This window comes from Bacteroides sp. 51 (genome assembly GCF_010500965.1).
Classification (GTDB): domain Bacteria; phylum Bacteroidota; class Bacteroidia; order Bacteroidales; family Bacteroidaceae; genus Bacteroides.
Map to the genome: position 1 here is coordinate 41,339 of NZ_QVMI01000003.1, position 13,785 is coordinate 55,123.

A 13,785-nucleotide genomic window follows, 5' to 3' on the forward strand; every position below is an offset into this window, starting at 1 on the left:
GTTTCGGCTCATTGCGGCTGACGCCGAAACAATCAAACTAACCTTATTCTATTTAATCTTCAACTTGGTTACGACACCTTGCCGCGCGGCCGGGGTAGCTTCGATGATGCTGATGGCATAACCACCGCTAGGGGCCAGCTTCGTAGAGAGCTTTGTTTTTGAAGTAACTATTCCTTTTTTAATCTGGTATGATGTTGGGTTGGTGATGTAATCCGCATCTATTCCGTCTGCATACCAGGTAGCCACATATTCTTTTCGCGGTTCAAGGAAATCTAGCGTGATGGTCGAAGTACGCGGATTCTCATCTGTAATTCCTCCCACAAACCAGTTGTTTGTACCTTTCGCTTTACGGGCAATCGTGATATAATCACCCGGTTCTGCTTCCAGGTATTTACTTTCGTCCCAGTCAATCGCCACATTCTTAATAAACTGGAAGGCATCCATATGGCGTTCATAACTTTCGGGAAGGTCGGCAGCCATTTGCAGCGGACTGTACATGGTTACGAACAGCGCCAACTGCTTAGCCAGAGTGGTATGCACAAAACTGTGTTCGCCTTCGCCGAGGAAAGACAATTTAGTATCAAAAATCCCCGGAGTGTAATCCATCGGACCGCCAATCAACCGGTTGAAAGGCAAAAGCGTGGTGTGGAATGGTTTGCTACCGCCAAATGCTTCGTACTCCGTGCCGCGGGCAGACTCATTGCCTATCAGGTTAGGGTAAGTACGGCAAAGACCAGTGGGGCGAACGGCCTCGTGCGCATTTACCATAATTTTATAATCGGCAGCTTTAGTCACGGCATACAGATAGTGGTTGTTCATCCACTGCCCGTAGTGATATTCGCCGCGAGGAATGATATCGCCCACATAACCGCTTTTCACTGAATTATATCCATGATTTGCCATTAACTGATAAGCCTTATCCATATGACGCTCGTAGTTACGGACAGAAGCAGAAGTTTCGTGGTGCATCATCAGTTTAACACCTTTCGATGCAGCATATTTGTTGAGTTCTACCAGATTGAAATCAGGATAAGGAGTAATGAAATCGAAAACATAATCCTTTGACTTTCCAAACCAATCTTCCCAACCTTCGTTCCAGCCCTCTACAAGCACCTGGTCGAATCCGTGTTCGGCAGCGAAATCAATATAACGTCTAACTTTCTCATCATTAGCCGAATGCTTGCCATTGGGTTTGGTTTTAGTGTAATCCGTAACGCCCAATTGTACGGAAGCCAACTCATCGGTATATGCCCATGAGCCTTTGCCGGTAATCATTTCCCACCAAACACCGATGTATTTTACGGGTTTAATCCATGAAGTATCTTCGTATTTACAAGGATCATTCAGATTCAAAGTCATGCGCGAAGCCAAAACATCGCGGGCATCATCGCTTACGATAACCGTACGCCAAGGCGACTGGCAAGGAGTCTGCATATACCCCTTCCACCCCTGTGCGTCGGGAGTAAGCCATGATTTGAACACCATGTTCTTATCGTCAAGTTCGAGGTGCATACAAGAATAATCAATTAGAGCAGCTTCATGCAGGTTGATATAAAGTCCATCGTCGCTCTTCATCATCAGTGCGGTTTGTACACCGGTTGCCGAAAATGGAGTCTGAGACGAATTAGGCGTAATTGCGCTTTTCATCAATCCGCGGATCTCCGATAGTTTAGACTCGGTATAATCATATTCCTGTGTATCATAATCGCCTGGAAGCCAGAATGCTTTATGGTCGCCCGCCATAGCAAACTGTGTATTTTCTTCCTTGATCACAAAATAATTCAGATTGGGTTGCGCGGGGAATTCATAACGGAATCCCAAACCGTCATCAAACAAACGGAAATGAACAACAATATATCTGTTTTGTGCTTTCTGGGTAAGCGTTACAGACAATTCGTTATAATGGTTACGAATCTCGCTTTCTTCACCCCATACCGGCGTCCAACTTTCGTCGAAAGTAGAGGTTTTAGCGTTAGTCAATTCAAAACCGCTCATCAGGTTAGCGCCAATTCCCTTACCGCCTTCGGTGCTCCAGTTGGTTTGCATTTCTTCACCGCTGTCGGCTTTCAACTCGAAGCCAAGCCTGGAAGGTTTTACTACTACCTTATCTTTATAAGAAAGTTCATAGACTGGTTCTCCGGCTGCATTTACAGAGAAGCTGAGTTTTAACAACCCATTCGGAGAGGTTATACTTTCGGCAAACATCATCGTTGTACCCATTAACATTGATAATAATAAGCAGGTTATCTTTGCAGATAAGTTTCTACCGTTTTTCATAATCAGCTAAATTAGAATTATTTGACACAAAGATAACCACCCCAACCATAAACTTGTTCGGTATATACATAAATTATAAACTAATTTTGCGAAAACGATTGCACTGGCGGTGGTTGGTAGTCAGTAGTTAGGAGTCAGGCAAAACATTCTAAAATAAAACTGTACACAACAGTCTTAACTTATCCATCCCTTTTTGTATTTTTGAGCCTCCGAATCATCTAACTCTGATCCGGAGGCTTTAGCGTATGAAAGAACTGATATATATATTTCTAGGTGGAGGATTGGGAAGCGTTTTCCGTTATCTTCTTCATTTGCTGATCAACGGTAAAGGTCCGATTGTCGGCTTTCCCTGGTCTACGTTTACTGTCAACATAGCAGGTAGTCTGCTGATTGGGATTTTCTATGCCCTATCCACACGCTTCAACCTATCTTATGAAACCCGCCTGTTCCTTACCGTCGGGCTATGTGGAGGTTTTACCACTTTCTCTACTTTCTCCAACGAAAGCCTTTTCCTTTTCAGAGAAGGAGCATACATCACACTTACCATATATATACTATCGAGTGTTATACTGGGCATACTTGCTGTGCTGGCAGGCGCCTACATCACACATAAAATATAAACCGGAAGATGGCCATAAAAAGAAAACCAACCAAGGCAGAGCCAATCAAAGTTATTCCACCGTTCCTTAGTGAAGAATTAAAAAGCAATGACGATTTAAAAGGCTTATTACAAAGAGAGGATATTATTGAATATATTCATTTCAGTAAAGGAGTTACAGATACCATCAACCGCCCATACCTGACGATACGAAATTGTAGATTCAGCCAGCAGCTCTTTTTCGACTGCTTATTTAAATCGGCGCAAATCAGCGATGTCCGGTTCGAAAACTGCGATTTATCCAATATACAATTAGCAGAAAGTTCTTTTCACCGCGTAGAATTTATTTCGTGCAAACTCCTGGGAGCCAACCTCTCTGAGGCAACGCTGAATCACGTAAAGATGCACGATTGTAACGGAAAGTATATCAATCTATCTATGTCAAAACTAACACAGGTCCGTTTCTCCGAATGCGATTTCCAACAAGGCAGTTTTAACAACTGTCGTTTCTCTAATCTTGCTTTTGACACTTGCCGGTTCAGTGAAGCCGATTTTTCACAAACTTCACTAAAAGGAATAGACTTCAGAACGTCCAACATCGAACGGCTCTCACTTACCATTCAGGATATACGTGGAGCCATTGTCAGTTCCTCACAACTCATGGACTTAATACCGCTGCTTGGAGTTGTAGTCCGCGACTTTGAGTAGTACCTCGCTGCCTAGTTCTTTAAATAAAGATACCAATACACACACCCTACCATTCCGGCTCCTCCAACGAAGTTACCCAGCGTTGCCGGAATCAGGTTTTGAATGATAAAATCACTCCACAGAATATCTGCGCCCGAATAAATGGCGGCGGGAATAAAGAACATATTAGCTATGGAGTGCTCATAACCAAGCGTCACAAACAGCATGACAGGAATCCATATACCAATACATTTGCCGATAATATCTTTTGCAGCATACCCCATCCACATGCCCAGACATACCAACCAGTTGGCACCAATACCTTTTATAAACACTTTCATAAACGGCTGATCCACTTTAGCCTCGGCCAAACCATACAAATATCCTTGCCAGGGATCATTAGCCAGCATCCCTACCCCTGATGAAAGCAGATAGGCAACAATCTGAGCGCCAACAAAATTGAACAGATAAGAAAGGATAAGATATTTGATAAACACTCCTGCCCGAATACGTTTTTGCATCAATGGCAGCGTAAACGCCGTACAATCACTGGTGAATAAATCGGCCCCGGTTACGGACACCATGATCAGTCCGATGGGAAACAACGCTCCTGCTATAAACTTGATTAAACCTGGGTTTCCGGCCCCTATGCCCGGCATTCCTCCGGCAACCATTACGGTCAGCAACCCGCCGAAAGCAATAAACGCACCACCAAGTATGGCAATAACAGCAAATTTAGATATAGAAAGGCTACTTTTATATACACCCGAAGCAGCAAACTCTGCCGCAATCTCTTTAGGAGAATAATAATTCATTTACTAGTAGTTATAGGTTAGAATTTAGTAGCTAGAAGCTAGTAGTCAGTAGTAAGGCCAATCCCATACAAGACCTTACTACTGACTACTAGCTTCTAGCTTCTGCCTGCAAAGATAATTCACTTTTTTGGGAATATAATGTGCTATTATAATTTTTCTTAAAAAATATAAGTCCGCTTATGCAATATTTCGTTTCACAAGGGATTTATAAGATATATACAATCAATAACAGAATTGTCCTTTATGAAAAAAAGTATCTACGCCCTACTGTTCATTCACCTTATCGTGTTTGTTATTTCCTGTGATAAAGCCGAAGATTCGGATATGGCCTCCGCTCCGCAAGGATCTGAAATGACCACCGTTGGCAACACTACCCACGGCGAGTGTAAGAGTTTATATACCCGTACAATATCCGAACTTGTACAACTAAAAACAACAAACAATGGGCTATTAAATATAAAACATATAGATGCCATACTGAACTGTGCAGCCGGAAAGATCACATTTGATTGTAACGCAGGAAATGGCATTATCTATATCACTGAAAAAGAAGAGTCTACCAGTGCCAACTGCACCTGCCCGTACGATTTGGAATATACGGTCAAATTGCCCGGCTATGGGAAATATAAACTAATAATTAACGGCTACGAATTCGGAGAGTTTGATTTTAAAGCTAATACGGATATTACACTTAACAAGCGATTAAGCCCCAGCATGTAACTATTTTTAAGAATCACACACGAACAATTCACCCATTTCGTTTGTTCACGTATAATGGTTTACTCATTTATAGTGAGTAAACCAGGTAGAAATACCCATAAATAGCTATACAAACAAGCCAAATAATTTTATAATTTTGTGTGCTTTTTAAATACGTATTAAACATGAAAATAGAGAAAATTATCGGAAGAGAAGTCCTCGACTCCAGAGGCAATCCCACAGTAGAAGTAGATGTAGTGTTGGAATGCGGCGTTATGGGCCGTGCATCTGTACCATCGGGTGCATCAACAGGCGAACACGAAGCGTTGGAATTGCGCGACGGCGACAAGAGCCGCTACCTTGGTAAAGGTGTATTAAAGGCTGTTGAAAACGTAAACAACATCATCGCTCCACACCTGATCGGTATGCCTGCTACGGACCAAAGAGGTATCGACTACGCTATGATCGAACTTGATGGTACAAAAACCAAATCAAAACTGGGTGCCAATGCCATTCTGGGCGTATCGCTAGCTGTTGCCAAAGCTGCAGCCAACTACCTGGAACTTCCTCTTTACAGATATATCGGCGGTGTAAACACTTACGTACTGCCTGTTCCTATGATGAACATCATCAACGGTGGTTCGCACAGTGATGCTCCTATCGCTTTCCAGGAATTTATGATCCGCCCCGTAGGTGCAAAAACTTTCCGCGAAGGTTTGCGCATGGGTGCTGAAGTATTCCACGCTTTGAAGAAAGTATTGCACGACCGTGGTTTAAGCACTGCTGTAGGCGACGAAGGTGGTTTCGCTCCTACCCTCGAAGGTACCGAAGATGCTTTGAATTCTATCCTTACCGCCATCAAGGCTGCCGGATACGAGCCAAAGAAAGACATCACTATCGGCCTGGACTGTGCTTCTTCTGAGTTCTATGTGGACGGAATGTATGATTACACCAAGTTCGAAGGCGCTAAGGGCGTGAAGAGAACGGCTGATGAGCAAGTGGATTACCTTGAAAAACTGATCAACGAATACCCAATCGACTCTATCGAAGATGGTATGAACGAAAACGACTGGGCAGGCTGGAAGAAGCTGACCGAACGCATCGGCGACCGTTGCCAGTTGGTTGGCGACGACTTGTTCGTTACCAACGTTGACTTCTTGTCGAAAGGTATCCAGGAAGGTTGTGCTAACTCTATCCTGATCAAAGTAAACCAAATCGGCTCGTTGACTGAAACACTGAATGCTATCGAAATGGCTCACCGTCATGGATATACTACAGTGACTTCTCACCGTTCGGGCGAAACAGAAGATGCAACTATTGCAGATATCGCAGTTGCTACCAACAGCGGACAGATCAAGACTGGTTCATTGAGCCGCTCAGACCGTATGGCGAAATACAACCAACTTCTCCGTATCGAAGAAGAATTGGGCAACCGCGCTGTATACGGTTATGCTAAATTGAAGTAAGCAGCGAAGCGCTACACCCAAGTGCATTCTAACATCCGAACCTTTTATATAAAAGGTCGGATGATATACAATAAAGGGTCGGACCATATACTGTCAATGGTCCGACCCTTTTTCAACAAACTAATTAAGAACTGTACTGCGACATATTGTCGCTCAATCTATTACCTTAAAGACTAATTCTTCACCTGTTTGACTATCGCCGGCAACCCATAATCCGAAATCGCCCGGTTCAACAGTCTTGATCATATCTATATTGTAGAAGGCCAATTCACTGACAGGCAACTCAAGAGTCACTGCCTTCTTCTCACCCGGTTCCAGTGCCACACGGGTAAAACGCTTAAGTTCTTTTACCGGACGGGTAACCGAACCAACTTTGTCCTGAATATACAACTGCACAATTTCAGTTGCAGGATATGTTCCTGTATTCTGCAAATCAAATGTCACAGCCAACACATCATTCTTATTTAATGTAGCAGACGACAACTGAATGTTACTATATTCAAACGTTGTATAAGATAATCCATAGCCAAATGGGAAAAGTGGATCGAAACCGGCATCCAGATAGAAGGAAGTGTTTCCCAGCGAAGTCTGTCCGGCTTCAACCGGAATGTCATCTATCAAAGTTTCGGTACGTGCCGCAGGACGTCCGGTATTGTTGTGAGCATAGTACATCGGTATCTGTCCAACCATTTTAGGGAAAGTAACCGGAGTTTTACCACTGGGTACTGCCGCACCGAATAGTAAATCGGCAATAGCAGGTCCACCCATCGTTCCGGGATGGAAGTTATAAAGTACAGCGGCAGACAAATCGACTTCTTTGCCAATTGTCAATGGACGTCCTGCCATAACAACTGTTACCACTGGTTTACCGGTTTTTGCAACAGCAGCAATCAGTTCCGATTGTGCACCAACCAGATTAAGATCTGCCAAACAGTGCGCTTCACCCGAAAGAATAGACTCTTCGCCGACAAATGCCAATACCACATCCGCACGAGCAGCAGCTGCCGCAGCTTTTATTATATTTGTCGTATTCTTATCGCGACTATAAGCCAGACCCGGTTCATAGATTACCTGTACGCGGTCGCCATACATCTCCCGGATGGCATGCAACGGAGTCTGCGTATGTGCTTTCTCACCATCAAACACCCAGGTTCCCATTTGTTCATAAGGAGCATCTGCCAACGGACCGACAATAGCAACCGTTTTTACTTTTGAAGTCAACGGCAACGTGTGGTTATCATTCTTCAATAATATAGCCGATTCCACAGCAGCTTTCTTTGCCGCAGCAAGATGCGATTCGGCATACAATACCGATGGTTTCTTTTCATCCAGATACGGATTATCGAAAAGTCCCAGACGGAATTTGATACGCAGGATATTGCGTACGGCATCATCTATCGTCGATTGTTTCACTTTACCTTCTTTTATAAGCTCTGGCAAATTACGAACAAAACTATAGCTCACCATTTCCATATCAACACCTGCATTGACGGATCTTAATGCCGCTTCTTTAGGATCGGCAGCAAACCCGTGCGAGATCATTTCCGTAGCAGAAGCCCAGTCAGTCACAACTATACCGTCGAATCCCCACTCTTTACGGAGTACTTCTTTGAGGATGAAGGCATTTCCGGTAGAAGGAATACCATCATTATCATTAAAAGAAGTCATGTAAGTTGCAGCGCCTGCACGGGCAGCCGCTTCAAACGGGGGAAGATATACGTTACGCATCAAGCGTTCGGGAATAAAAGTGGAATTATAATCACGTCCACCCTCGGCAGCCCCATAACCAACAAAGTGTTTCGGGCACGCTGCAATAGAAGTCGGATCGCTCAGAGAATCTCCCTGAAATCCTCTGACCATAGCTGCCCCCATAACAGAGGTCAGGTAAGTATCCTCACCGCATCCTTCAGCAATACGCCCCCAACGTGGATCGCGGGCAATATCAATCATCGGAGCAAACGTCCAGCGGACACCTACGGAAGATGCTTCAATAGCAGCTACACGGGCCCCCTCTTCTGCTACCTCAGGATTAAAAGATGCGGCTTGTCCTAGTGGAATAGGAAAAATCGTTTTAAATCCGTGGATTACATCGCGGGCAATGAGCAACGGGATGCCCAGACGGGATTCCTCCACAGCTACGCGTTGTAATGCATTAACCCGTAAAGGGTCTACTTCATTCAGGATGGAACCTATCTCACCCTTCTTGATGATTACGCTCATATCCTCAATGTTACCGAAAGAGCTGATTTGGTTCATTTGCCCGATCTTCTCTTCCAACGTCATCTGAGAGAGCAATTTCTCTACCTTGGCTTCCAATGCTTTATCTTTTGGTTCCGGTCCTTTCGAACAGGAAACAACAGTCAGCAGAAGAAGGCAAGCAGGCCATACTCTTAGTAGTTTCATGATATTATCTTTTAGCAGCGAGGCGCTGCACACAAGTTGCAGTTCCTCGCTATTTTATCAATATGGATTTTGAGTCAGTGTACCTTGGGCTGCTTCAATCTCACTTTGAGGAATCGGAAGATATTTCTTGTTTTCTGTCCATTGAACACGTTCAGGAATACCATCCTTTGTATATTGCCCGTTTTCCAGAACTTTACCACCTTTTGCTTTCAATACTTCAGCAGCCTTACCAAAACGAACTAAATCGAAATAGCGTTTACCTTCGCCTACAAATTCAAGACGACGTTCTAATAAAAGATTATCTAATGTAACAGGAACAGAACTCAATCCGGCACGGGTACGTACCTGATCCATATAACCTTGTGCAGAAGCATCACCTATACGTAAAGCCAGTTCTGCTGCATTCAGCAGTGTTTCAGCATAACGGTAGATACGAAGATTATTATCCCAGTTCAGGTCACCACTAGCCACGGCACCGTCATTTCCGCCGATACGGCCTAAATACTTTCTCAAGAAGAAACCAGTATTCTGATAACGTCCTCCATATTCAACAGTTATACCCTTAGCTGCGTTATCTGTGATATATTTCTCTATGTTAAGAATACCAATATCACGACGTTTATCATTGGTATCATAAGCATCATAAGCTTCTTTTGCTATAGTTCCAAATCCCCAGCCACTAACATAGTCGGGACTACCCTTTAAACCATCGATACCAATCATTGCAGGAAGTACGGTACCACCGGCAGCTTGTGCAGCCCCCCAGTCTCTCTTACCACCTTTAGCTATGAAGTTAATATCGAATATTGTTTCAGCACTCCATTCATATTCAGTTTCCCAAAGGTTCTCAAATGGCTGTAGTGAATATTGCCCAGAAGCGATGATATCTTTCATATAACCTAAAGCTTTGGCATATTTTGATTCATCTTTTTGATACATTACATACTCTACATAAACCATAGCCGCCATAGCTTGTGTGGCACGGCCTGCCCATTCAGCTTCACGTTTCATTGGAAGAACTTTACTATCAAGTACTTCAGCCAAATCCGCTTCCATAAAGTCATAGACTTCTTTAGCTGTTTTTTGTTCTGTAATGTAAGGGAACGTTAGATTCTTGTCATAGAAAGGAAGATTTCCCCATAGCTTCCATAGAACTGAATAATACCATGCACGCAACACACGAGCTTCGGCGATATACTTGTTCTTATCAGCCTCGGACAGTCCTTCAACCTCTTCAACATCTGCAATCACCAGATTGGAACGATTGATACCCGAATAACTACCAGTCCACGCACCTCCAATCGTATTGATTGGGTCCGATCGGAATTGTGATATCAAGTGAATCTGGCCTTGGTCGCCTGTATTACCTCCACCGACATACAGGTCGTCACTCATTGAGTCAAACACTAGGTTCAAAGGTGCCCATCCTGCAAAATAATCATACCAATGCAAGGGATCGTAGGCTGCTGTCACCGCTTCCATTAAACGGGCCTCAGTAACATAATATCCATCAATAGGTACACTACTAGGTGGATCAACTGATAAAAAACTATCTCCACATGAAGTAGCTCCAATCATACTTAGAGCAGCACAACAAGTTATTATTATCTTTTTCATATTGTCAGTCTTTATAAATTAAAAGTTAAGGTTGAAACCAAGGGTAAATGTACGAGCCTGTGGATAGATACCTCTATCAATACCTGCCGATTTATCGTAAGAGATTTCAGGATCGAAGCCTTTATAACCTGTAATAGTCAATAGGTTCTCAGCAGCTACATATACACGCAAACTAGATACAAACACTTTGCTGGTCAACACTTTTGGTAGTGTATATCCTAATTGAATATTCTTCAGACGCATATAAGAGCCATCCTTTACATAAAGGTCTGATACTTGGGTATTATCATTTTCATCAGTCCAACTGAAGCGTGGTGTTTTGTTTGAAGTTCCTTCACCGTGCCAACGATTCATCATTTCTTTAGGAAGGTTAACATAATACAAGTCCAAACGACGAGTCGCATCAAAGATATCGTTGCCAATAGAACCCGCAATCAACATACTGAAGTCAAAGTCTTTCCAAGAAGCTTGAAAATTAAAGCCATACGTCCAATCGGGAGTTCCTTTACCTATTTTGGTTTTATCACCACCACCAATATCACCACTTCCATCCAAATCCAGGAAGATCACATCACCCGGCTGTGCGTCAGGTTGTATTTTTTCACCTTTACTGTTTACATAATTGTCGATTTGATCCTGATTCTGGAAAATACCACCTGTTTTGAACCCATAGAAGTATGGATATACTTCACCATTTTCCGCACGGCTGACGTTACCCAGCTGATGTACATGGTCATACATTTCATAACCATCAGAGTTACCTAGTTTGATCAATTTATTTTTCAAGTAGCTAGCGTTAGCTCCTATTCTAAAATTCCAGTCGCCACTGCGAAATTTATATCCCAAATCCATTTCAATACCCGAGTTCTCCATCTCACCTACGTTACCCCAAGGTTTAGATTCACCCAGATAAGAAGGTACACTCATTTCTTTCAACATGCCATTAGTTTTCTTCTTGAAATAGTCAATACTAAAAGTAAGAGAGTTGTTAAAGAAACCAAAATCAAGACCTGCATTATACTGTTCCGATTCTTCCCACTTCAGATCAGCGTTAGGAGTACCACTAGGTTTACTTCCATTAATAATGGTTTGGTTACCACTGCCACCGAATACATAATTATTATTCATAGCCACATTAGCCGTATATTTGAAAGGACCAATATTTTCATTACCATTCTTACCCCAGGATAAACGAAGCTTTGTATTTGTCAACCAGGATGGGCGCTTTTCCATAAACTTTTCATTTGTAATATTCCATCCCAAAGAGGCAGAAGGGAATGTAGCCCATTTGTTGTTCGGTCCAAAATTTGAAGAACCATCACGACGTACAGTAACCTGCAACATATAACGTTCGGCGTAGTTATAACTTAAACGCCCAAAGTAGGAAGCCAATGTAGAAGGGTCTTTCAAACCACCTTCGGTGTCTCGTTTTCCATCGGAAGCAAGACCCGTAGTAAAGTCTAAATTTGCCTTATCACCATCCAATGCAATCATATCTTGTCTATCACCTTTCACTCTACGGCCTGTAAATTCCTTAGCCGACTGACCTAAAACGAATGCAAACGAATGCTCTCCAAATGTCTTGTCGTATGTCAGAACATTTTCTATTTGCCATGTAAGACCACGGTTCATTTCTGACCACACTTTAGATTTATCATTGTGAGCATTAGCTCCAATAAAGTAAGGTTTGCTCCAACCATCAGTACCCCAAAATGCGAGATCGGTACCATAAGAAGATTTGAATTTCAAATTATCCCATAGGGTGAGTTCCGCAAAGAAATTTCCAACAAACTTGTCCGAGTTATATTTTTCTCCAGGTAAGGAAAGATAAGCCAACGGATTAGAGATTTCATTAAATTCTTTATCAGGGATATTCAACAATTTACCATTCTTAGAATCCCTTATCAACTCCCCATACTTATTAACATCAATCTTGTGATCATTTATTAAGGTCTGTTCGTCAGTTGCATATACATCCATTAACGGAGAAAGAAATATAGCATTACCAAGCGCCGAACCAGTCAAACTATTCGTTTCAAGTGTTGTATTATTAATACGGGAATAAGCTACATTTACACCAACAACCAACTTACTTAACCAGTTACGACTCTTAGCTTCATCAAATACGGTATATGTAGTATTCGAACGCATAGTCATACGTTTGTAATTCGAACGTCCGTAATCACCACCTACAATACCTTCTTGATTATAATATCCTAAAGAGAGGTAATAGTTTACTTTATCAGTAGCACCACTCATACTTACCTGATGGTTCACAACCGGAGCATCATAATTAAATGTTTCTTTTTGCCAGTTTGTGCCCCTACCATATTGTTCCGGATTTGCATACATATCACCTTTCTTATCATAGTTACTGGCTTCATTCATTAAAGTCACATACTCAGTTCCGTTTAACATGTCGCGTTCTTTCCAAGGACGTTGAAAACCATAAGAGAAATCGTAAGTGACTTTCATTTTACCTTCTCTTCCGCTTTTGGTGGTTACCAATACAACTCCGTTAGCAGCACGAGCTCCATAAACCGCACCCGATGCAGCGTCTTTCAACACTTCAATAGATGCAATATCATTAGGGTTCAGATAATCAATACCACCATCAATAGGCATACCATCAATGATATAAAGTGGGTCGGAGTTATTAATAGTACCTGTACCACGAACGCGAATTTTCGCACTAGCACCCGGCTGACCGGAAGTAGTGGTTACCTGTACACCCGAAGTCAAACCTTTCAATGCATTATCTACACGCACAGGAGCGACACCTGCAAGATCATCGGCAGATACTCTGGCGATAGCAGCCGTTACCACACTCTTTTTCTGCACCCCATAACCGATAACAACGATTTCGTCAAGTGTTTCGGAATCTTCTTGTAATAGAATGCGGAGTGATTTGTTTCCTTTTACTGAGATTTCCTGAGATTTGTATCCTATATAAGATACGGTTAGAACTGCATCGGAAGGAACAGATAATGTGAAATTACCGTCAAGGTCGGTTATCGTACCATTAGTTGTACCTTTCTCCAATACATTTACTCCAGGCAGAGGTTCATTGTCCTGCCCACCTACGATTACACCTTGTATCTGTATGTTCTGAGAAAATACAGTAAGTGTAACCCCTAACAGAAATAAAATAGAGAATAACTTCTTCATAAGTTTTAATAATTAAGATTAACTACTTGCTCATTTTGAACAGTACAAACATAGG

At 42.5% G+C, this 13,785-nt stretch carries 9 protein-coding genes; 4 read left to right on the top strand and 5 right to left on the bottom strand.

Annotated elements, in window-relative coordinates; genetic code table 11:
- Positions 1 to 48: 48 nt before the first annotated feature.
- A complete protein-coding gene (locus D0T87_RS03675) occupies positions 49 to 2,277 on the bottom strand; it encodes a glycoside hydrolase family 97 protein (protein WP_163172923.1) in 2,229 nt (742 codons plus the stop codon).
- 245 nt (positions 2,278 to 2,522) lie between these two features.
- On the opposite strand from D0T87_RS03675, the gene crcB reads away from it, so the two are divergent.
- Both crcB and D0T87_RS03685 read left to right on the top strand, forming a co-directional pair.
- A complete protein-coding gene (gene crcB / locus D0T87_RS03680; protein WP_163172924.1) occupies positions 2,523 to 2,897 on the top strand; it encodes a fluoride efflux transporter CrcB in 375 nt (124 codons plus the stop codon).
- An 8-nt stretch (positions 2,898 to 2,905) separates the two neighbouring features.
- Positions 2,906 to 3,583, top strand: coding sequence for a pentapeptide repeat-containing protein (locus D0T87_RS03685; RefSeq protein WP_163172925.1), 678 nt, complete (start codon positions 2,906 to 2,908; stop codon positions 3,581 to 3,583).
- A gap of 11 nt (positions 3,584 to 3,594) precedes the next feature.
- Here the strand turns inward: D0T87_RS03685 and D0T87_RS03690 are convergent, their stop codons facing one another.
- Positions 3,595 to 4,377, bottom strand: a complete 783-nt coding sequence (locus tag D0T87_RS03690) for a formate/nitrite transporter family protein (RefSeq protein ID WP_163172926.1) — start codon at positions 4,375 to 4,377, stop codon at positions 3,595 to 3,597.
- Positions 4,378 to 4,620: 243 nt separating this feature from the next.
- On the opposite strand from D0T87_RS03690, the gene D0T87_RS03695 reads away from it, so the two are divergent.
- Both D0T87_RS03695 and eno read left to right on the top strand, forming a co-directional pair.
- A complete protein-coding gene (locus D0T87_RS03695; RefSeq protein ID WP_163172927.1) occupies positions 4,621 to 5,097 on the top strand; it encodes a hypothetical protein in 477 nt (158 codons plus the stop codon).
- Between the two features lie 164 nt (positions 5,098 to 5,261).
- Positions 5,262 to 6,542 carry a phosphopyruvate hydratase gene (gene eno, locus D0T87_RS03700; RefSeq protein ID WP_163172928.1) on the top strand — a complete coding sequence of 427 codons (1,281 nt, stop codon included), beginning with the start codon at positions 5,262 to 5,264 and terminating at the stop codon, positions 6,540 to 6,542.
- A gap of 153 nt (positions 6,543 to 6,695) precedes the next feature.
- On the opposite strand, the gene bglX is transcribed toward eno, so the two are convergent.
- Genes bglX through D0T87_RS03715 form a run of 3 tightly spaced genes read right to left on the bottom strand, consistent with a single transcriptional unit; the run spans position 6,696 to position 13,730 of the window.
- The gene (gene bglX / locus D0T87_RS03705; protein ID WP_163172929.1) at positions 6,696 to 8,945 is read right to left on the bottom strand and encodes a beta-glucosidase BglX; all 2,250 of its coding nucleotides are present in this window, start codon (positions 8,943 to 8,945) and stop codon (positions 6,696 to 6,698) included.
- A gap of 57 nt (positions 8,946 to 9,002) precedes the next feature.
- Entirely contained in the window at positions 9,003 to 10,562 is a 1,560-nt protein-coding gene (locus D0T87_RS03710; RefSeq protein ID WP_163172930.1) for a RagB/SusD family nutrient uptake outer membrane protein, read from the bottom strand.
- 18 nt (positions 10,563 to 10,580) lie between these two features.
- Positions 10,581 to 13,730, bottom strand: a complete 3,150-nt coding sequence (locus D0T87_RS03715) for a TonB-dependent receptor (protein WP_163172931.1) — start codon at positions 13,728 to 13,730, stop codon at positions 10,581 to 10,583.
- Positions 13,731 to 13,785 lie beyond the last annotated feature (55 nt).